18 protein-coding genes and 1 tRNA gene are annotated in these 19,615 nt (G+C 63.2%); 7 read left to right on the plus strand and 12 right to left on the minus strand.

The genetic code is table 11. From position 1 onward, the window contains the following. The first annotated feature begins 246 nt into the window (after positions 1-246). Complete coding sequence (locus CEY08_RS08895; protein ID WP_063960801.1) at positions 247-1,065, plus strand: IclR family transcriptional regulator; 819 nt, start codon at positions 247-249, stop codon at positions 1,063-1,065. Positions 1,066-1,088: 23 nt separating this feature from the next. Here the strand turns inward: CEY08_RS08895 and CEY08_RS08900 are convergent, their stop codons facing one another. From CEY08_RS08900 to CEY08_RS08915, 4 genes are all read right to left on the minus strand, one after another. Then, the gene (locus tag CEY08_RS08900; protein ID WP_042795335.1) at positions 1,089-1,709 is read right to left on the minus strand and encodes a glutathione S-transferase family protein; all 621 of its coding nucleotides are present in this window, start codon (positions 1,707-1,709) and stop codon (positions 1,089-1,091) included. Positions 1,710-1,726: 17 nt separating this feature from the next. Further along, positions 1,727-2,305, minus strand: a complete 579-nt coding sequence (gene ampD / locus CEY08_RS08905) for a 1,6-anhydro-N-acetylmuramyl-L-alanine amidase AmpD (RefSeq protein ID WP_042795334.1) — start codon at positions 2,303-2,305, stop codon at positions 1,727-1,729. Positions 2,306-2,380: 75 nt separating this feature from the next. Further along, positions 2,381-2,644, minus strand: a complete 264-nt coding sequence (locus CEY08_RS29930; protein ID WP_042795333.1) for a PP0621 family protein — start codon at positions 2,642-2,644, stop codon at positions 2,381-2,383. Position 2,645: 1 nt separating this feature from the next. After that, entirely contained in the window at positions 2,646-3,488 is an 843-nt protein-coding gene (locus tag CEY08_RS08915; RefSeq protein WP_063639455.1) for a cytochrome C assembly family protein, read from the minus strand. A 107-nt stretch (positions 3,489-3,595) separates the two neighbouring features. Here CEY08_RS08915 and ffh point away from each other — a divergent pair, with 107 nt between their 5' ends. Continuing rightward, on the plus strand, positions 3,596-5,002 hold the full coding sequence (ffh, locus tag CEY08_RS08920; protein WP_063639456.1) for a signal recognition particle protein: 1,407 nt from the start codon (positions 3,596-3,598) through the stop codon (positions 5,000-5,002). Between the two features lie 368 nt (positions 5,003-5,370). Here the strand turns inward: ffh and lysM are convergent, their stop codons facing one another. The 5 genes from lysM to trmB all read right to left on the minus strand — a co-directional run bounded on the left by lysM (position 5,371) and on the right by trmB (position 8,437). Continuing rightward, a complete protein-coding gene (gene lysM / locus CEY08_RS08925; protein ID WP_042795332.1) occupies positions 5,371-5,817 on the minus strand; it encodes a peptidoglycan-binding protein LysM in 447 nt (148 codons plus the stop codon). Between the two features lie 43 nt (positions 5,818-5,860). Then, a complete protein-coding gene (locus CEY08_RS08930) occupies positions 5,861-6,178 on the minus strand; it encodes a hypothetical protein (RefSeq protein ID WP_042795331.1) in 318 nt (105 codons plus the stop codon). Positions 6,179-6,459: 281 nt separating this feature from the next. Then, the gene (gene thiS / locus CEY08_RS08935; RefSeq protein ID WP_042795329.1) at positions 6,460-6,660 is read right to left on the minus strand and encodes a sulfur carrier protein ThiS; all 201 of its coding nucleotides are present in this window, start codon (positions 6,658-6,660) and stop codon (positions 6,460-6,462) included. 14 nt (positions 6,661-6,674) lie between these two features. Next, a complete protein-coding gene (gene pip, locus CEY08_RS08940) occupies positions 6,675-7,613 on the minus strand; it encodes a prolyl aminopeptidase (protein ID WP_076817384.1) in 939 nt (312 codons plus the stop codon). Further along, positions 7,613-8,437 (minus strand): tRNA (guanosine(46)-N7)-methyltransferase TrmB, encoded by an 825-nt coding sequence (trmB, locus tag CEY08_RS08945; protein WP_042795327.1) that lies wholly within the window; start codon positions 8,435-8,437, stop codon positions 7,613-7,615. The genes pip and trmB overlap by 1 nt, the downstream gene beginning before the upstream one ends. A 183-nt stretch (positions 8,438-8,620) precedes the next feature. Between trmB and CEY08_RS08950 the strand changes: the two genes are divergently transcribed. Beyond that, positions 8,621-8,694, plus strand: a tRNA-Gly gene (locus CEY08_RS08950). Positions 8,695-8,791: 97 nt separating this feature from the next. Beyond that, a complete protein-coding gene (locus CEY08_RS08955) occupies positions 8,792-9,673 on the plus strand; it encodes a YihY/virulence factor BrkB family protein (RefSeq protein ID WP_088607630.1) in 882 nt (293 codons plus the stop codon). A gap of 453 nt (positions 9,674-10,126) precedes the next feature. On the opposite strand, the gene CEY08_RS08960 is transcribed toward CEY08_RS08955, so the two are convergent. After that, positions 10,127-11,047 carry a helix-turn-helix domain-containing protein gene (locus tag CEY08_RS08960; RefSeq protein ID WP_164794637.1) on the minus strand — a complete coding sequence of 307 codons (921 nt, stop codon included), beginning with the start codon at positions 11,045-11,047 and terminating at the stop codon, positions 10,127-10,129. A 272-nt stretch (positions 11,048-11,319) separates the two neighbouring features. Between CEY08_RS08960 and CEY08_RS08965 the strand changes: the two genes are divergently transcribed. Beyond that, the gene (locus CEY08_RS08965) at positions 11,320-14,637 is read left to right on the plus strand and encodes an autotransporter outer membrane beta-barrel domain-containing protein (protein WP_076817389.1); all 3,318 of its coding nucleotides are present in this window, start codon (positions 11,320-11,322) and stop codon (positions 14,635-14,637) included. A 75-nt stretch (positions 14,638-14,712) separates the two neighbouring features. Here CEY08_RS08965 and CEY08_RS08970 read toward each other — a convergent pair whose 3' ends face one another. Both CEY08_RS08970 and CEY08_RS30325 read right to left on the minus strand, forming a co-directional pair. Next, a complete protein-coding gene (locus CEY08_RS08970) occupies positions 14,713-15,342 on the minus strand; it encodes a LysE family translocator (RefSeq protein WP_197723191.1) in 630 nt (209 codons plus the stop codon). 478 nt (positions 15,343-15,820) lie between these two features. Beyond that, positions 15,821-16,003 (minus strand): integrase core domain-containing protein, encoded by a 183-nt coding sequence (locus tag CEY08_RS30325; RefSeq protein WP_082884490.1) that lies wholly within the window; start codon positions 16,001-16,003, stop codon positions 15,821-15,823. Here CEY08_RS30325 and CEY08_RS08980 point away from each other — a divergent pair. Both CEY08_RS08980 and CEY08_RS08985 read left to right on the plus strand, forming a co-directional pair. Further along, entirely contained in the window at positions 16,002-18,998 is a 2,997-nt protein-coding gene (locus tag CEY08_RS08980; RefSeq protein WP_126389519.1) for a hypothetical protein, read from the plus strand. The two genes, CEY08_RS30325 and CEY08_RS08980, sit on opposite strands and share 2 nt — an antisense overlap. Continuing rightward, complete coding sequence (locus tag CEY08_RS08985) at positions 18,964-19,605, plus strand: hypothetical protein (protein ID WP_126389522.1); 642 nt, start codon at positions 18,964-18,966, stop codon at positions 19,603-19,605. Before CEY08_RS08980 ends, CEY08_RS08985 begins: the two co-directional genes overlap by 35 nt. The last annotated feature ends 10 nt before the right edge of the window (positions 19,606-19,615 follow it).

Here is a 19,615-nt window from a genome sequence, read left to right on the forward strand (position 1 = left end):
CTGAGACCTGGCGTGCGCGGGAGGCGCGCGCGCCAGGCAATGCGAAAAATTCTAGATCAGCGCTTGAAAAATCTCAAAATATAGAATTAAATCCCACATACAGGGAATAAACGGCGCGCTCGCAGACGGCTCTCTCCAGCCTGTCCAGGAAGGGAATCGTCTGGAAAATGCGCCTTTTCCCAGCATCCCGTTGCGATCGCGGCGGTTATGCTTGCATTTACTTTCTTAGTTGCCGCGCCCGCTTTCATGACCTTTTCACAAACTTCCGACCGTTCTCCCACCCTGGATCCCGACGCCGCCGCCCCTGCGGGCACACAGACGCTGATGCGCGGCCTGGCGGTGGTGCAAGCGGTGGCGGGAGGCGCGCGCGACCTGAAGGAAATCTGCGCCCGCATCGGCGTGGCGCGCAGCACCACGCATCGGCTGGCCAGCTGCCTGGTGCAGGAACGCTATCTGCGGGCTTTGCCTGGGGTGGGGTATGTGCTGGGGCCCAAGTTGATCGAACTAGGCTTCCAGGCGCGCGAGGCCTTTCCCATGGCTACGCTCGCGCGTCCCTATCTGGACAGCCTGGCGGAACAGACGGGCGACACCATCCACTTGGCCGTGCGCGACAACGACGAAGTGCTGTACCTGGAAAAGATTCCCGGCAAGAAGGGGCTGGAGATGCGTTCGCGGGTGGGGCACCGCATGCCGCTGGCCGCCACCGGCGTGGGCAAGGCGCTGCTGCTGGACACTGAAGAGCCGCAATGGAAGGCGCTGTACCGCATAGGCGCGCCCGTGTCGTCGCGCGCGCCGGGCGGCAGCCAGACCTGGGAGGCGTTCCGCGACCGCATGCGCGACTATGCCGCCAACGGGTACGCGTTCGATCTTGAAGACAACGAGCCGTCCATCCGCTGCGTGGCGGCGCCGGTGCGCGACGCCTCCAGCGGTATCGTGGCGGCGATCAGCGTATCCAGCACGGTGCCTTATATGTCGCTGGAACGCATGCGCGACATGGTCGCCGTGGTCCAGGGCGCGGCTGCGGGGATTTCAGCGGAACTGGGGTGGAAGGTGGACCGCGGCTAAGGCCGCGGCCCTGCGCTTGCGCCTTATTCCAGCGGCAGCGTCAAGACGCCCTGTGGGGCCGGACGCATCATGACGCGCCGGTACCACGCCGACAGCGCTGGCGTATCGGGACGTTCGATCGGCAGGGCCAGCCAGCGGTGGGCGGAACACACCAGGGCGATGTCGCCCATGGTCAGGTGGCGGCCGGCGATGAACTCGCGGCCCTGCAAGGCCTGGTCCAGGATCAGGGCGCGCGCATTGGAGCGTTTCACCGAATTGTCGATGGCGGCCTTGTCGCGCTTGTCTTCGGGCGTGCGGATCAGGCCCAGAAAGGCCGGCCCCATCGCGCCTTGCCATTCGGTGGCTTGCCAGTCCATCCAGCGGTCGGCATCCGCGCGCATGCACGCATCCTCCGGCCACAGGCTGCCCACGCCGTAGCGCGCGGCCAGGTAGCGGACGATGGCATTCGATTCCCACAGGACGAAGCCGCCGTCGTCGATGACGGGCACCGTGCGGTTGGGATTCAGTTTGGCGAATTCAGGCGTATCGACCACACCGAACGGGCCGCCGGCCTGCGTGAAGGTATGCGGCAAGGCCAGCTCGCGCACCGCCAGCATGACTTTCTGAACGTTGACGGACGTCAGGCGTCCCCAGATCTTCAACATAACCAGTCCTTGTAGTGTCAGACGGGCGGCAATTGCCGCCGCGCAAAGCCGCTGTCGCGCGAAAAGCGCGTCCAGTTGAAAGCGGGCCCGGGGTCGGTCTTGCGTCCGGGCGCAATGTGTTCATGGCCCCAGGCGGCCGCCAGGGGATAGCGCGCGCGCAGCACCGGCGTCAGCTTGCGCAGTGCCAGGTACTGCGCGTCGGCGTAGGGCAGCGTGTCCGTGCCTTCGAGCTCGATGCCTATGGAGAAGTCATTGCAGCGTTCGCGGCCCGCGTAGCGCGACACGCCTGCGTGCCAGGCGCGGTCGTCGGTGGAGACGAACTGGACAATGCTGCCGTCGCGGCGGATGAAGAAGTGCGCTGACACGCGCAGGCCGCGCAGCCGTTCCAGCCAGGGGTGCGAACCGTAATCCAGCGTGTTCAGGAACAATCCGGCGACTTCAGGGCCGCCGAACTGCCCCGGCGGCAGGCTGATGTTGTGCAGCACCAGCAGCGACACCTGCGCGCCGGCGGGGCGCGCGTCGCGGTTGGGGGAGGGCATGAGCGTGATACCCGGGGCCGGCGCCAGCCAGCCATGACGATCCAGAAGCAAGGCCATGGGATGAGTGCATGCGTGTGATTTCCAACACGCATTATGCCGTGCAAGGCGGCAAGCCTCTAATGGGCGGGCGGATCAGCGCTTGGCGGGGCCCAGGCGGGCATGCTCCGCGCTGCACCAGGTCTGGCCGTTCTGCAGCAAGGCCTCGGAGCGGGGCAGGTGGATGCCGCAGTGGGCGCAGCGCACCATGGACTCCAGCGGCTTGGGTCCGCGCGCGTCGGTCCGGGCCTTTTTGGCGCCCTGCGCGCCGGCTTGCCGCGCTGCCGCCATCCGTCCGGCCAGGCGGGCCACGAACAGCACCAGGATGATGAGAACAATCCAGAACAGCAACTTGCCCACGTCAACCTCGATGCAGAATCATTTCCAGCACGAACCGGCTGCCGGTGTAGGCCAGAATCAGGAACCCGAAACCCGTCAGCGTCCAGCGCAGGGCGACGCGGCCGCGCCAGCCCCAGATGTGGCGGCCCGCCAGCAGCACCCCGAAGGTCAGCCATGACAGCAGGGTGAACACGGTCTTGTGGTCGAACGGCAGGATCTTGCCCGTCAGTTTCATGGAGGCCACCGAGCCCGTTCCCACGGCCAGGGTCAGCACGATGAAGCCGATCCAGATGATGCGGAACAGCAGCTGTTCCTGCACCAGCAGGGGCGGCTGGGAGTCCAGCACGCGGCCGATGATGCTGCGTTCGGCGGGGGCGTCCAGCGGGCGGTGCAGGTGGCGGTCCAGCAGCGCCATCATCATGGCGTGCAGCGCCGCGATGGTGATCAGCCCGTAGGCCGCCAGCGCGATCAGCAGGTGGACGCGCAGCCAGGCGTCGTTGGCGTGCGGCACGAACTGCCCCTGCGGGAAGAGCGCGGCCAGGCCGCTGGCCAGGGTGGCTGCGGGCAGCAGCAGCAATTGCAGGCCATCTATGCGCACCAGCAGGCTTTCCAGCCAGAAAACCACCATGCCCAGCCAGATGGCCGCGGACAGGGCCAGCGCCCAGCCGATGAACAGGTGCTGGGTCGCCAGCATCGATTGTTGCAGCCCGATTCCATGGAGGACCAGGGCCCCCAGCAGGCACAGGCGGGCGACTTTCCCCGTCTGTTCCACGCCGCCGGCGCCGGCCAGGCGGATCCAGAGCGACCCCCCGAGCACCGCGTACGCCAAGGCAGCCGCCGTGTGAAATACAATGCCTAGTGACATAGAAACCGTTGTCTGGATGGGGCCTTTAGGGCGCATGCCGCCCGAAAGCGCAGAATCCGCGCCTGCGGCCACCGTTCAATCAACTAGTTTAAGCGGAAACGCCTCTCATGCTCGATAACCTAACTCAACGCCTGTCGCGCGTCGTCAAGACGCTGCGCGGGGAAGCCCGCCTTACCGAGGCCAATACCCAGGAGATGCTGCGCGAAGTGCGCATGGCGCTGCTGGAAGCCGACGTGGCGCTGCCCGTCGTGCGCGAGTTCGTCGCGCGTGTGAAGGAAAAAGCGCTGGGCGAAGAAGTCGCCAGCAGCCTCAGCCCCGGCCAGGCCCTGGTGGGCGTCGTCCACAAGGAACTGACCGCCCTGATGGGCGGGGACCTGGGGGCCGACTCCAGCGAACTGTCGCTGGCGGTGCAGCCGCCCGCTGTCATCCTGATGGCAGGCCTGCAGGGCGCCGGCAAGACCACCACCACCGGCAAGCTGGCGCGCTGGCTCTCCGAAGGCCAGCACACGCAGCACGGCCGCAAGACCGGCAAGAAGAAAGTGCTGGTGGTGTCCGCCGACGTGTACCGTCCGGCCGCTATCGACCAGCTGAAGAGCGTCGCGGCGCAGGTGGGCGTGGACTTCCTGCCCACCGATCCCAGCCAGAAGCCCGAGGACATCGCCCGCAACGCGGTGGACCACGCGCGCCGCCATCACTATGACGTGCTGATCCTGGACACGGCCGGCCGCCTGGGCATCGACGAGGCCATGATGCGCGAAATCCGCGCGCTGCATGACCTGGTCAAGCCGGTGGAAACGCTATTCGTGGTCGATGCCATGCAGGGCCAGGACGCGGTCAACACCGCGCGCGCCTTTGCCGAAGCGCTGCCCCTGACCGGCGTGGTGCTGACCAAGCTGGACGGCGACGCTCGCGGCGGCGCGGCCCTGTCGGTGCGCCACGTCACGGGCAAGCCCCTGAAGTTCGTCGGCGTCTCGGAAAAGCTGGACGGCCTGGAGCCCTTCTACCCGGAACGCATGGCGCAGCGCGTGCTGGGCATGGGCGATATCGTCTCGCTGGTCGAGCAGGCGCAGAAGAACATCGATATCGCCGAAGCCCAGAAGCTGGCCGCGAAGATCAAGTCGGGCAACAAGTTCGACCTGAATGATTTCCGGGACCAGTTGGGCCAGGTGAAGAAGCTGGGCGACATGGGTTCGCTGCTTGAAAAGCTGCCGGCCCAATTCCAGCAGGCAGCCGGCCAGTTGCAGGGCGGCCAGGCTGAAAAGCAGCTGCGCCGCACGGAAGGCATCCTGAATTCCATGACCGCCGCTGAACGCGCCAAGCCCGAACTCATCAAAGCCTCGCGCAAGCGCCGCATCGCCGCCGGTTCCGGCGTGCCGGTGCAAGAGGTCAACCGCCTGCTCGCGCAGTTCGAGCAGATGCAGGGCATGATGAAGCAGATGAAGAAGGGCGGCATGGCCAAGATGATGCGCGCGATGGGCGGCATGAAGGGCCTGGGCCGTTTCGGCATGAAGTGATGTAGAGAGGCCCCCCCACGGCGCGCGCACTGCGTTCGCTTCCTGCCCCCCCGAGGGGGGCGCTTTTCCCTTGGGACGGCCCGGCGGGAAAAGGGGCCCCCCACGGCGCGCGCACTGCGTGCGTTCCTGCCCCCACGCTGCGCGCGCGTTGCGCGCTTGCTGCCCCCCGAGGGGGCTGGCCCGCCTTGGGGGCGGCCCGGCGACGGGCCGGCCGTTCTAGCGGGGACTAAACAAGCGCTCCGACGGACTGAAAAAAATGGCCAGACGTTGCGTCTGGCCAAGTAATCGCGGCTAGCAGGGGGCGCCTGCCGCGATGCAAGCCGGAAAGCGCATGGGTGCCTTCCGGCCTGTCCGAGTTCCGAGGGCGATCAGGACAGGGGCGGGATGCGCAGCACCTGGCCCGGATAGATCTTGTCGGGACTGGTCAGCATGGGCTTGTTGGCTTCGAAGATCAGGGTGTTCTTGGCGCCCTGGCCCTTGCCGTATTGCGCTTCGGCAATCTTCCAGAGGTTGTCGCCCTTCTGCACCGTGTACATCTTGGCTTCCGGCGTAGCCTGTTTCACCTTCAATTGATTGTCCACCTGGGCCACGCCCACGGTGTTGCCCAGCGCCAGAGTGATCTTCTCCGCGGCTTCCGTACTGAGGGCCTCGCCCGCCACCGTGACCTTGTCGCCGTCGACCGAGATCTGCAGGCCGTCGGCATTCAGGCCGTGCTTATCCAGCTCTTTCTTCAATTCGTCCGCCGTCGCGGCCTTGGCCTCGCTGGCGCCGAAGAGCTTTTCTCCAACGTCCTTGATGAAATTGAGCAGACCCATAGTGTTTCCTTTGTCTATGTTGCGGTGAGAGAAACAAGTGCCATCAGGGCTTTTGGCCCATGAACATTTTGCGCACGATGCCGGCGATCAAGGTGAGCACGGCGCCACCGACGCCGCCGCCAACCACGCTGCTGGCGATCGCGGAAAGATCCAGTCCCGTATTGCTCGCTGCAACCGCGCCAGCTCCCGCGGTGATCATCGGGGCTAGCCAGGAACCGCCTGCAAGGCCGCCGATGGCCCCTGCGATGGTATTTCCCAACGGACCCAGGTTGAACTGCTGGAGCATCTTCCCCAAGCCGTTGCCTCCGGCGGCGCCGGCGACAAGCTGGATGAGCAGGTTAATGATGACTGCGGTGTTCATGATGCCTCCTCTGCCCGCGAGGGCGATGTGCAACGCTAGAACAACTGCAAGACAAGCGTACGAAACCAGCAGGAACGATTATGACTCGCACATTCGCCGCACGACGAGGGGTTAACGTGTAACAGGTTGCTAGCCCGTTGGCAGACTACGCAAGAATGCTGGTCAGTTTGTAGGGAATGCGCGGCAGAGGGTCTAAACCGCATCCGGCGCGCGGCTACATGCGACAAGGGCCGCTATTGCAGCGGCCCTTGTCTATGCAGCGTTCGAGTGCGGCGCGACTATCAGCCTCCGCCCACGGCCACCACGATTTCGATCTGGTCGCCATCGGTCAGCGCGGTTTGCGCGTGCTGGCTCTTGGGCACGATTTCGCCGTTGCGCTCCACGGCCACGCGCTTGCCGGCATAACCCAGGGTTTCCAGCAGTTCGTTCACGGTCGTGTCCAGGGGAAACTCCCGTGCGTCTCCGTTCAGGGTGATGTGCATGCAGGTCTCCTCAGTTATCGCGCATAGCCGTCGGTGGCGGCGATCAGCCGCGCCAACGTGCCGGGTTCATCAAATGCGTGTCCCGCGTCGGGCACCAGGTGGAAGTCCGCTTCGGGCCACGCGCGGTGCAGGTCCCAGGCCGTGCGCGCGGGCGTGCAGACGTCATAGCGGCCCTGCACGATGGTGCCGGGAATGCCGCGCAGCTTGTGCGCGTCGCGGATCAGTTGGCCTTCTTCCATGAAGCCGCGATTCACGAAGTAGTGGTTTTCGATGCGGGCAAAAGCCAGCGCGGCGCGGTCGGCGGCGTGGCTTTGCTGATGGCGCGGGCTGGGCAACAGCGTGATGGTGCTATCTTCCCACTTGCTCCAGGCCTTGGCTGCGCGCAGCTGCTCGGCAGGATCGTCGCCGGTCAGGCGCTTGTGATAGGCCGCAACCAGGTCACCGCGTTCGTTCTCCGGGATCGGCGCCAGATATTCTTCCCAGCGGTCGGGAAACAGCCACGACGCGCCTTCCTGATAGAACCACTGGATCTCTGCGTGGCGCAGGCCGAAAATGCCGCGCAGCACCAGCTCGCTGACGTGAGACACATGCGTTTCCGCATAGGCCAGCGCCAGCGTCGAACCCCAGGAACCACCGAACACCAGCCACTTTTCCGCGCTCATGACTTCGGTGCGCAGACGCTCGATGTCGGACACCAGATCCCAGGTCGTGTTGTTCTCCAGGCTGGCGTGGGGTTGCGAACGGCCGCAGCCGCGTTGATCGAACAACAGCACGTTGTAGCGCTGCGGATCGAACAGCTGGCGATGCACGGGCGAGCAGCCGCTGCCGGGACCGCCGTGCAGGAACACAGCGGGTTTGCCCTGCGGATTGCCGCAGAGTTCCCAGTAGATCTGGTGGCCGTCGCCAGTGTCCAGCGTGCCTTGGCGGTAGGGTTCGATGGGCGGATATAGCATCAGGCGACTCGCTTGAAGATCAGGTCCCAGACACCGTGGCCCAGGCGCAGGCCGCGGTTCTCGAATTTGGTCAGGGGGCGGTAATCGGGGCGCGGCGCATAACCGTCCGCGGTATTCGCAAGCTGCGGCTCGTTGCCCAGCACTTCCAGCATCTGCACCGCATAGTCTTCCCAGTCGGTGGCGCAATGGATGTACCCGCCCGGCGCGATGCGACTGGCCAACAGCGAGATGAAGGCGGGCTGGATCAGGCGGCGCTTGTGGTGGCGCTTCTTGGGCCATGGATCCGGGAAGTAGATATGCACACCGGCCAGGGAGTCGGGGGCGATCATGTCGCGCACCACTTCCACCGCGTCGTGCTGGATGATGCGCAGGTTCTGGATGTTGGAGTCTTCAATGCGGCGCAGCAGCGAGCCCACGCCGGCGTTGAACACCTCCACACCCAGGAAATTGTCATCGGGCCGCGCCAACGCGATCTTCTCGGTGGTCTCGCCCATGCCGAAGCCGATTTCCAGCACCGTCGGCGCCTGGCGGCCGAAGGCAATGGCGGGATCCAGGCGGCGCGGCGCATAGGGAATGGACCAGGCGCCCATCAGGCGCTCCAGGGCGGCCAACTGGCCCTGGGTAATGTGGCCGCGGCGGTGCACGAAACTGCGGATATGGGTCGCGCCGGGGCTGTTGGGAGCGTGGGCGGTGCTGGCGAGCGCCGCCCGGGTTTCCGGGGAAACGGCGGTGGACGCGGCATCGCCGCCAGGCGTTGCGGGGGTGCTTGCGGCATCCGGGGCCGTACCGGCCGCGGAGGGGTTTTCGGGGGTGTTCGTATTCATAGCCCGAATTGTAGTGGCAGGTCCGGCGCGCCGCTGTCGCCCATATGCACTAAATTGGGGACATATTTAATTCACGTAGCGTGAGGCCGAGGGCACAGGCGGAAACGCCACTCCCGCCGATAAAAAAAGGCGCGCTATAATCGCCGCCTCTGCTTCGGCTTTGGCCGACAGCACGACACCCGAGCGGGTGTAGTTCAATGGTAGAACGGCGGCTTCCCAAGCCTCAAGCGTGGGTTCGATTCCCATCACCCGCTCCATAGCACCTTCCCCAGATTTCTAGGGCCGCCGCCATCCGGTCTTGATACAGGGCTGGCACGCCACTTGCTCCATCTCTGCATGCGCTGAGGTGTGGAAATGGCTATCAAAGGGTTCTATGCGTTAGTCAAGCAAACGGTGACGAACTGGCTGGACGACTATGCACCGAGCATGGGCGCCGCCATCGCGTTCTATACGGTTTTCTCGCTGGCGCCACTTCTTATTATCGTGATCGGTATCGCGGGGTTCTTTTGGGGCCACGAAGCCGCGCAAGGGCAGTTGTTCGACCAAGTCAGCGCCTTGGTCGGCACCGAGGGTGGGAAGGCGGTGGAAAGTGTCGTATTGGGGGCGCAAGAACCCGCGCAGGGCATCGCAGCCACGGTCATCAGCGTCGTGGTGCTGGTAGTCGGGGCGACGACAGTGTTTTCGGAATTACAAAGCGCGCTGGACCGCATCTGGAAGGTCAACGCCAAGAAGCAATCCGGCATATGGGCCCTGGTCCGCGCGCGACTCCTTTCCTTTGGCCTGATTTTGACATTGGCGTTTTTGTTGCTCGTCTCGTTGGTCGTAAGCACGGTGCTGGCCGCATTGGGCAGTTGGCTGGGAGGCGGCATTCCGGGCTGGGGAATGCTTCTTCAACTGGTCAACGAGGCAATTACGTTGGGCATACTCACCCTGCTTTTCGGGATGATCTACCGATTTATGCCCCAAGTCTCGGTCGCGTGGCGAGACGTCTGGACAGGGGCGTTCGTCACCGCCGTCTTGTTCGAAATCGGGAAGTTCCTGATCGGCCAGTACATGGCCAAAGCGTCCATCGCCTCGTCGTACGCGGCGGCCGGGTCGCTGGTGATCGTGCTGATCTGGGTTTATTACGCGGCCCAGGTGTTTCTGCTGGGCGCAGAATTTACCCGCGTATATGCCGAAGCGCATGGTTCCCACAGAGAACGCAGCCCTGTTTCGCCCACCGTCAGCGATACGTGAACCGCGCGGCTCCGCATGCGCGGCCGTATCCAACGGGTGCGACACAGTCCTCATAACAATCAGTCGATCGCAAAGCGCGAGCGCGACTTGAGATTCAAGTTCCCAGGCTGGTCGGCGGGCGCACGAATTGGCGCTCCGACGTACGCTGGTTAGCCCCGTTTGGAAATGGGATCTGGCATGTGCCATGCCTTGTCATGGGGTTCTCGTAGGGGTCACGACTTTCAGGCTACGCCCTTGTCGATCGGGCGATCCTGCGCATCGATGACGTCGGGGCTAATCGCGTCGCCAGTATTCTTCCAAGGAAATTCCCATTTCTGAAAACACCCGCCCGAGCATCCCGGCCCAATCGTTCTATGCGGCCGACGAGGCCACGGCACACTGGTTCCGTGAGCGCGCAGCAATGTCGGAACCAGCCTGAAGGAGAGGGGTGTACCCGAAGGTTGTAAGGAACTATCAGGTAGACAGTCCCGAAACCCAGGCTTTGAATACGTTGTCGGCCATCGTCTTGTTTCGCTCACCCAAGCGTTGCGTGCGGGAGCCGGATATCGCATCGGCGCGCAACTCGCTCGGAGAGCAGCCGAATCGGCGTTTAAACGTACGGCTGAAATAGGCGTCGCTGGAGAAACCGCAACGATAGGCCGTCGTTGAAATGGTCGAAGTGTTGGAGGGGTTGGAGAGCATTGCGAATGCCCGCACAAGACGCCTTTCCTGCACATATCCGGCCACGCCGCCGTGGTCGGCGAACTGCCGGTACAGACTAGAACGCGAAATCGAGCACGCCCAGGCGATCCCATCTGGACTGAGTGTTGGATCGCCTAGATGGGCTTCGATATGACGTCGCGCCCGCATCAAGGCCGTGGCCTTGCCTTCAGTGCGGGCCTTGGCGGGGTTCTCTGACAGGCCGCCCACGCATGCCGCGATCAGGCCTTCGGTGGCCGACAGGACGCCGCTCACCTGGCCGGCATCGATCAAACCGATGGAAGACGAAAGTGCGCGCAGGTATTCATAAAGTAGCGTGATGCTGCCGCCCTCAACGAACTGGCCGTGCAACCGTTCGGGCTGACGGACTAGCTCCGCCATGGTCGCGCGTGGGAGGATGATCGAGAGATTGCGCGTGGAGATGAGCGCGCGTTCCAGCGGCTGGCCTAGATCTATGGTCAGCATCCGGGGATTCTGGCCGCCGTGCGCGGGAGGGTCGAAACGCAGCATGACGTGATCCAGCATGTCGGCCCGCACCTTGCGGGCCGATCGCTCGAACACGAACGGGTCAACATCCATGTCGCTAAAGATCATGCCGCCAAGGTTGAAACTTCGGACGTCGACGCGGAGATCCCGATTGCCATCGATCGTATCGATGTCGAACATCGCGCCCATGCGATCACGCCAAATCTCGAACCTTGCCTCTTCGGGCAATTCTGAACTCTGAAAATGTCGCCGAGGAATGCTCACCACTACCCTCCGTTTCATTTTGTATCGGCGAAATGTAGCACGCGGGATCGGCCCCCTCCCGGCTTTGAGACGCTGGGACAAAACGAGGCAGTGGATTGGGACGGACGTGATAACGCAGGGTTTGTTCTCCGGCCTAGACTCGTCCCACCTATTCGCGCCGGGCACGCCCGGCGCTCGCCATTCTTCCCGACTCGCATATGCTCTGCAATATCAGGCTCACCCTCGCCATTGTTTCCACCGCCATCGCCGCCCTGCCATTGTCCAGCCATGCGCTCGACATCGTGCCCATTAAGAACCAGAACGGGCAGACGGCCTTCGAAGCCCGCTTTTTCGGACCAGGCGATGGCCCCTTCGCCGTGTTCGATGACGGCCCGGGTGAATACTCCACCTTCACGCTTTCGCCCGAACAGAAGCGCAAAATCGTCTCCGGCCTGCAACTGTGGGCCGAGATCGTCACGCTGCGACCCGGCCACGTGCCGCCGGTCCTGCACATTGGCACCTACGACGAAGCCAACGCTGGCGCGATCAGCCCCGACGCGCCGGTCACCGGCCGCGATACGCTTACGACCAAGCTGCTCGCCGCCCTGGCGCGCGACGGCGGCCCCGAGCCGAACGGCCATGCCAACATCGCCGTAGGCCGCCTCGATTTCGACGAGCTGGAGCACATGCCTTCACAGCTGCCGCGCGACCCGTCCCGGCTCGATTTCTCCGGCGTCATGTTCCACGAGCTCGGGCATGCGCTGGGTATCCTCAGCGGTGTGCAGGACGACCTCGAAGACTCGCCCACGCCGCGCTTCGGCGAGCGCCTGAACCAATGGTCCGAGCACCTGCGCGACGACAATGGCAATCCGGCTCGACCCGGTCAGGCCATCATGTGCAGCCAATGCGACCATTCGTATAGCGCCGATGCTTTCGACGTGCGCAAGGACCAGGGTTATTTCTCGGGCCGGCACGTCGACGAAGTACTGGCCGGCGCCATGCCAGGCCTGCCGGTGCGCATGTTGTCGGCCGGCCAATTGGACGAGGACTACATGAGCCACATCGAGCTGCGCAACAGCCTGATGAGCCACCAGGACTACCGCAATTACACGAGTTTCATGGAAGCCGAACTGGCCGCCATGCAGGACATGGGGCTGCAACTGGACCGCCGCAACTTCTTCGGGTTTTCGGTCTACGGCGACGGCCTAACGCTGGACAACCGCAACCCCTACGCCGCCCGCAACGCGGCCGGCACCGCGTATGTCCCCGGTAAATACAACACCGCCACTCTGGGCCTCGGCCTGCACGTCTACGGCGAACGCAACCACGTGACCCAGTCGGCCGACCTGCTCAGCGCCGGCAACGGCGGCGCCGGGATCCGTGTGGACGGCAGCGCCAACACGCTGGCCATCGCGCCGGGCGTCCGCATTCACGGCAACGGCTGGAACGGGCGCGGCATCATGTTCAGCTACGGCAGAGACCAGGTGCTGATCCAGCGCGGCGACGTGCAGGCGCTGGGCCGCCACGGCATCGCGCTGGCCTTCGACTTCGGCAACAACAGCATGGGCTCGGCGTCGGAATACCGCGGCTCCTATATCCGCGAAACCGAAGACGGGCCCTTGCCGCTGCTACCCGAGTTGGAAGGCCCGCTGGCCAGGAGGGTCGACATCAGCGGATCGGTCGCCGGCCGCCGCGCCGCCATCTATATGTCCGACAATGCCCTGGTCGGCGAAATCAACGTGCTGCGCGGCGCCTCCATCCAAGGGGACATCGTTTCCCTGTACGAGCGCGTCGACGAACAGGGCCGACAACGCCTGACGTCGCTCAACCTCGGGAGGCAGGCCGACGCGCAGGGCCGCGCGCTGGACACGCCTGACGCCGGCTTCAAGTTCCGCTACGACGGCAATATCGAGGGTATACGCAATCTACACGTCGGGCTCGCTGGCGGCCAGACTTCGCTGAATGGCGAACACCGGCTTTATTCGCTCGACATCGCGCCAGGCGCCACGCTGTCCGGCAACAGCCGCTACACCATGAACGACGCCGGTGCATTCCGCAACCGCGGCACGCTCAGCCCCGGCAACTCCTTCGGCAACATCACCATCGCCGGCAACTACGTGCAGGAACCCACCGGCCGGCTGGTGCTGGAAACAAATGCCCGCGGCGGACGCGACACGCTTACCGTCAACGGCCTGGCCTCCGTCGCGGGCGAACTGCACGTGGCCTTGCAGCCCGACTGGTACGCCGACGGCTGGACGGTCCGTTCCTCCGAGCTGTTCCAGCCCGCGCGCCAGGAAGGCGATTTCGACGTGCTGGTCGCCAGCATCGCGTCGCCCACGTTGCTGGTCGACACCCGCGATGACGCCGGCTCGCCGCGAGGCTACGCCTGGTCAGTCATGCGCGGCAGCGACGCCTACTCGCAGTTCGCCCGCTCCGGCAACGGCGCGGCATTGGGCCGGGCGCTGGGCCGGGCCTCGTCCGAACAACAGCTGCCCCTGCGCGACCTGTACCGCTCGCTGGACTTCTCCCGCATGGACGGCGCCGACGTCACCACCGCGCTAGAACAGCTCGGCCCCGGCGCCTATGGCGCGCTGACCGCCGACTCCATTCAGCGCGACCACCGCGTGGGCGCGCTGTTGGGCACGCGCGGCTTGTTCACCGCCTTGCCGGCGACGCGCCCGTCGGGCTGGCAGGCCTTCGTGCAGCCCTACGGATACCACGCCACACAGGACCGTCGCGAAGGCTTGGCCAGCCACCGCACCAGCGAAACCGGCGTGCTCGTCGGGCTTGAACGCAGCACGCGCGAGGACTGGACCTACGGTCTGAATCTCAGCATCTCCGAACTCGACAGCACCAGCCGCTCGCCCCACAACGGCAAGGGTTCCAGCACGGCCTTCCAGCTGGGCGTGCACACGCGCTACCAGCCCGCGCAAGATCCCCGCATGCACTTCGCCGCCTACGCCAGGGCGGGGGCCGAACAGGGCAAGATGAAACGCGGCGTCGGCTTCTCCGACTACCAAGCCAGCCACGACAGCGACTGGAGCGGCGCCAGCTTCAATGCCGGCCTGGCCACCGCCTATGCCTGGCCGCTGAACAAGGCCGTTTCCGTCGGTCCCGTGCTGGGCCTGGACTACGTGCACGCCTATCGCCCGGGCGTGGACGAATCGGGTCCCGCAGCCAGCAAGCTGAACCTGTCCTCCCTCAAGGCCGACAGTCTGCAAAGCAGCCTGGGCCTCATGGCGCGCGCCGACTGGCAACTAAAAAACGCCCAGCGCCTGCAAGGCTACATGGCCGTCACCTGGGAACATGAATGGCTGTCCCGCTACGCCACGCAACAGGCCCGCTTCGCGACCTCGCCCGGCATCGCCTTCAGCCAGCGGATCGCCGTGGGCGCGCCGGACGCCATGGGCCTGCGCGCCGGCATGGATTTCGCGCCGCAACCCAACGTCGCGGTGCGCGCCAGCGTGGCGACCCGGTTGTTCAGCCCGGGCCAGCAGGACGTCGGGGCGGATGTGTCGGTGTCGTGGGCGTTTTGAGATGCCGCATTTGTGCGCTTGAATCGCGAAATCTTGCCACGTGCGCGCTGACGCCGGGAAAGGGTATTTACACTTTCACGTTTGCGGCCTGCGGACGAGCAAAGTGGCAAAACCAAGCGCTGCAAGCAAGAGGGCAGAGCCCTTCTGCGTGTACCCCACCATGCCGCGATGATGAGCGATGCGTCTTTGCATATGCGCCGCCGTGACAATCACGATCAATGCGACAGCGGTATTCAGCACGACGGATACGGCGCCTAGAGCAATGAACTGCATCGCGACATAACCTGCTTTTGTATCGATGAACTGCGGGATGAAGGCTAGGAAGAACAACGCCGTTTTCGGGTTTGTGGCTTCGACGATGAATCCCTGAATTGCCGGTCCGCCGCGCCTCCACGTCCCAGGTGCGCTTTGGGGAGCGCCCGCGCGGTGCCATGTCTTCCATGCCAGCCATAGCAGATAAAAACTGCCCGCCAATTTGAGGACGGTGAAAGCGGTCGAGCTCGTTAGCAGCAGGGCCGACAAGCCCGCCGAACCTGCCGCGACGTGCACCAAGCCACCACCGAAAGATCCCACGCAACACCGCAGGGCCACGGCTCGCCCCTCGCTCAGGGCGCGAGCGGTTAAATAAAGCAAACCCGGACCCGGCATGACGGCCAGCGCGCCAGCGGCTGCCAGAAACAGAAAGAACTGAGTTTGGTCGCTCACGGTATCTCCTGCGATGCGCGGGGAAAATCGTCGCTGCATCTCGATGTAGCTGGGAACATTGCGGCGCCAGCAAGCGCTGTGCCCGCGCGCTGGAGAGGTTAGTAATGATGAGCTGGTCGGATGAATGCGGAATGTCGATTTCAGGAGGGACGCCGTGATCACCAAAGACGGCTTTCGGCCAGAAGCGGACAGCCGATCTTAGATGGCAAATGAACCTGCCCTCATACTTAGAGTCGTCCCCACCGCCGGACAACTTGCGCTATATCCGATTCATCGACGCTCACCCGAGCTTGCTAGTAGGGCTCACCCGGTAGTCCCCAGTTTTTTAGCGATTACCAGAAGCAGCAACACTCTGCGACCATGGCCAACCGCTGTATTGGGGTAACCCGCCCTGAACCATACTTGGGCGCTCGTGATTACAGCACCAAATCCACCGTGTAGCGACGTGCTGCACGTGGTCTAGATCGTCCTAGTGAAATTACAACAGCCATTCGTAGCACACGGCACTGTTGAACCGTTCGGCGTAGGAATTCTGTTGTGGCTTGCCCGGCTCGCTATACGCGAGCTCCATGCCCCTGACATACTCAATATTTGGTATGCACGAATGCTGTAGGCGTAGTAGCTTGCTCCAACCTGCGACGAGAATTGGATACTCCACCATGCCTCCTCTGTCATCTGAACCAACGCAAGAGCAGCGGCGACCGATGCAAACTGTTGGAATCTTGCTCTGTGCAGTGTTCCTTTCATCCGCGGCCAACGGACAGACCGCCGCGCGAGCAGCATCAGTGGAGGTATGGCGGCAATTCCGAGCTGCGCAACCCTTCCAGACGCAAGTGGTTGCGATGTCCCAGGCCTCCGGTGGCGAGCCCAGGACGTTGATCGTTTCCGAGCCTGCACCTCAGGTGACCCAGGCCAGCCTGACAGCTCTCCTTGGCGCTCACGCCGCGGGCTGCGAGACCCGAGAGTGGGCGGTGATGTCTGGTGGCACGGTCAGCGATGTGGTGTGCACGGTAGTCGGGACCGACCTGCCTGGCTGGGCCGACGCGCTCGCACGCATCCAGATCGACGCCCTTGGATCGACCGAGGGGGCACCCATCATCAGCCTGCCCGTTACGGCCCGAAAGATGCTGGCGCACAGCCTAGACGTGAAATTCGCCGCCAAGGACCTGCACGGCTGGGTCGTCAATGGTAAGCAGAGGTTCTCAAGCAACCCAATCGCGCCGTCGGTGGCCCTGAACGACCTGTTAAATGGCGGGGTGCGCGGCGTGTTCAAGAGCGACGATGGCTCGCTCGTCATCTGGGTTGTCAACCGCGATGCGTCGCTGGACCAACAATCGCGCGGGGATATCCATCGCTTCGCAGCAGGCGGCGATCTCGTACTGGGCGCCATTGCGAACAAGCAGGCCGTTGTAATCGTAGGCCGCGCTCGCGCGGAGCCGCTAGCGCACCTGCCGGCGCTCAGGAGTGAGACCGTCCTGCTGCTGGCCGGCAGCGGCGAGAGCGAACTGAAACAGTCTTACGAGCGCAACGACATGATCGCCGGCAGAGGCCTGGATGGGATTGATCGCGCACCGATCCTGTTGAGTCCGCAATTGGTGGACACCGAATTCGGCACGTTGCTTAATATTGCCGACCAGTTGCTCAAAGGGTGGTCCTTGGCAGACTATGTCCGGTACGCGGATTTCAACTATCCGAAACCTCCCACATACCCATTTGGGGCCACGCCTGAGCGCATAGTAAACAATAACCGTGAAACGTTTTTGTTCAATTGGAACACGGACGGCGCCGCCTACCTACAGACCATTGAAGGGCTGGATGTAATCACGCCACAGCGAACGGGATCCCTCTCGGTAATCTATGGTGACGCAAATGATAGGCCGCGCGACATGGAGGAAACGGCCTACAACTACTTTGCCCGGTCGGGGGACACTACCCTGGCTCGGGTAGTGCAGTACTCCCTGCTGTACCAAATCTTCAGACAGTTCGGCATCACAGCCGCGCGGCCACCCGAAGCTACGCGGTACAAGGAATTCACCGCGAATCTGAACCGGGTAACCCGGGCTCAGTTCAAGTTCTTGCTGAATGACATGTCCGAGTCTCAATTGCGGACTCAGCTATCGATCTATTGGACTAACTATGCCACGGGAGTCAGCGATGCCGATTTTGCATCAAGAGGGATTCGACGCGATGAATTCATTGCTGAGCGCGTCGAAGAAGCCATGGGCTATGCTCAGGCACTTTCCAATGCGAATAGGATCAGCGAAGGCGAGGTGCTGAACGCCCTAGTGGATGTGGTCGCGACCTTCAGGCTGCGATCGAAACCCACTTCCGAGGAAGATGTTCGCTTCGACGCTGCCTTGGACACGTTGTTGGAAGCTATGGAACCCGAACTGGTGTTGAAGCTTCTTCAGGACCGCGGGCTCGAACTCAGACACACAGGCCTCATCCAGGTGGCTATGAGCCAATCCGCAGGCTGGGATTATCTGATGTCTGTCGAATCCTCGACGTCAACGAACACCCGCACGTCTTATGTCGTCGAATCCCACACGCTGGGAATTGTTTCATCAGGCGTTGGCGGCCACAACATCGACGCATCGATGACTCGCTTCCAGGCCGATAGGTCGCTGGCGAAGGGCCAAATTAAGGTCAATCGGGCAAAGGACGGAAGCTGGGTGGTCGAACACAGCCCTGCAGACAGCGGCCGGCTCGGAACCATAGCACGAGAAATCGGCACTCGCAGGAACCTGAGCAAGGAACAGATCGAAACAGATGTCACCCAAGCATTGAAGACCGGGCGTGCCGAAGCACCAGTGACACTGAGTTCGATCCGACAGACGGGAGGTCGAGCCGAGGAATTCAAACCTACCAACGCAGCCGAGGCCTCGCATATAATCCGGCCACTCAACGCGTCCGAAGCACAAACGCTGGCTGAGCTGGCCATTAATCGTCAGGACGCCATCATCATGGAACAGGTTGCCAGTGGCGCATTCACGCTGACTCGCACCGGGTCCGCCAATGCCTTGCAGGTCAGGTCTGTGACCGCTGCCACTGACGCCCTCGCGAACGGACTCATTGGGACCGCGAGTGGCCGCGGCGGCGTTTCCATATTGATAAAGGGTATTGCCGAGGAGAAGGCCGAGGCCATGCTCAGCTATGTGCAGGCCTCGTTGCGGCGTCGATCCAAAGACTACGTCGACGACATCCTAGCCTCGGGATCTGACCTATTTTCTGTTGGGCAACGCGTGCGCTTGCTAAACGAAAAAATTGCGCACAATGGCCTTCGGCTTGACCGCAGCGGCATCAAGCTGACACCAATGAAGGGCGGCGATTTCGATGGCTTCATGCGTGTCCAAGTGCCGATCACAGTGCAGGCTAAAACGCCGTGGCATCTGTGGATCGTATTTTTCGTGAAGGATTTTTCAGCTGCCGCTGTCGAGGCAATTTCGACCAAAGTCACGACTATCCTGGCGTCCTTAAAGGGGCCGGCGTCACCCGTAGACATCCAACTTGCTATTCGTCGCGGCCTGCAAAATGACCTGCGAGAGCTGAATGTGGATAGGGTGCTGTTGCACCTTGACAGCGATGCTACTCAAAAAATACACCGCGTGATCATCGCTCAAGATGACGAAACTGCAACCATTGTCCGCGCCTCCTGACGTCGTGGTCCTTTGCTGCATTCCGCTGGACCGGGATAGCTGGACCCAGGTCGCCGCGCTGCCCCCCCTCGGCGACTTTGTACGGTTCGTCGCGGAAGTGCGGCTGAAGAGTTCGGTGCCCGACGCCTGGTCCTTCTTCTCGAAGGAGGCCCACTTCATCTCGCGCAAGCTGGATGAAATCGAGTTGCGCGGTATGGAGGTCGTTCGCGCGGCCACACCTGCCGATTTGGCGCGAGTAGCGATGCAATATCGCAACGTTGTCTTGATTGCCCACTGGAAGGGCATGGTACTGCCTTCGGACGCAGACTTTCCTTGCTGTCGGTTAGAGATGCACAATGCGATGCTCACGGCCGAGGAGTTCACCGACCTTTTCCCCAATGACTTCGCCGGAACGGTGCACATGATTGTATGCACCTCCGACATTCCCGCCGAAACTTTCAGGCGTAAGCATCCCGATGTTATCTGCATCTGCAGCGATGAGCCAATGCTGGTGGGGCTTTCGCTGGCGAAGCTGGAGGCGGCGCTACGACTGATGCAAACAGATGCCTTGCCGTTATGGAAGGCGCTGTTGCAAGCGGGAAAGCTAGTTGACTCCCTGGGCCGATAGCGCGGCAAGG

Source organism: Achromobacter insolitus, assembly GCF_002209555.1.
Lineage (GTDB): Bacteria > Pseudomonadota > Gammaproteobacteria > Burkholderiales > Burkholderiaceae_B > Achromobacter > Achromobacter insolitus.

What these genes read in the sequence shown, in the direction of transcription:
- CEY08_RS08980 (WP_126389519.1), top strand. Translation starts at nt 16,002, where the DNA reads ATGCCTCCTCTGTCATCTGAACCAACGCAAGAGCAGCGGCGACCGATG.
- CEY08_RS08960 (WP_164794637.1), bottom strand. Translation starts at nt 11,047, where the DNA reads ATGGGCGCGATGTTCGACATCGATACGATCGATGGCAATCGGGATCTC.
- CEY08_RS08930 (WP_042795331.1), bottom strand. Translation starts at nt 6,178, where the DNA reads ATGAACACCGCAGTCATCATTAACCTGCTCATCCAGCTTGTCGCCGGC.
- CEY08_RS08915 (WP_063639455.1), bottom strand. Translation starts at nt 3,488, where the DNA reads ATGTCACTAGGCATTGTATTTCACACGGCGGCTGCCTTGGCGTACGCG.
- CEY08_RS30325 (WP_082884490.1), bottom strand. Translation starts at nt 16,003, where the DNA reads ATGGTGGAGTATCCAATTCTCGTCGCAGGTTGGAGCAAGCTACTACGC.
- thiS (WP_042795329.1), bottom strand. Translation starts at nt 6,660, where the DNA reads ATGCACATCACCCTGAACGGAGACGCACGGGAGTTTCCCCTGGACACG.
- pip (WP_076817384.1), bottom strand. Translation starts at nt 7,613, where the DNA reads ATGCTATATCCGCCCATCGAACCCTACCGCCAAGGCACGCTGGACACT.
- CEY08_RS08900 (WP_042795335.1), bottom strand. Translation starts at nt 1,709, where the DNA reads ATGTTGAAGATCTGGGGACGCCTGACGTCCGTCAACGTTCAGAAAGTC.
- CEY08_RS08965 (WP_076817389.1), top strand. Translation starts at nt 11,320, where the DNA reads ATGCTCTGCAATATCAGGCTCACCCTCGCCATTGTTTCCACCGCCATC.
- lysM (WP_042795332.1), bottom strand. Translation starts at nt 5,817, where the DNA reads ATGGGTCTGCTCAATTTCATCAAGGACGTTGGAGAAAAGCTCTTCGGC.
- CEY08_RS08895 (WP_063960801.1), top strand. Translation starts at nt 247, where the DNA reads ATGACCTTTTCACAAACTTCCGACCGTTCTCCCACCCTGGATCCCGAC.
- trmB (WP_042795327.1), bottom strand. Translation starts at nt 8,437, where the DNA reads ATGAATACGAACACCCCCGAAAACCCCTCCGCGGCCGGTACGGCCCCG.
- ampD (WP_042795334.1), bottom strand. Translation starts at nt 2,305, where the DNA reads ATGGCCTTGCTTCTGGATCGTCATGGCTGGCTGGCGCCGGCCCCGGGT.
- ffh (WP_063639456.1), top strand. Translation starts at nt 3,596, where the DNA reads ATGCTCGATAACCTAACTCAACGCCTGTCGCGCGTCGTCAAGACGCTG.
- CEY08_RS08985 (WP_126389522.1), top strand. Translation starts at nt 18,964, where the DNA reads ATGACGAAACTGCAACCATTGTCCGCGCCTCCTGACGTCGTGGTCCTT.
- CEY08_RS08955 (WP_088607630.1), top strand. Translation starts at nt 8,792, where the DNA reads ATGGCTATCAAAGGGTTCTATGCGTTAGTCAAGCAAACGGTGACGAAC.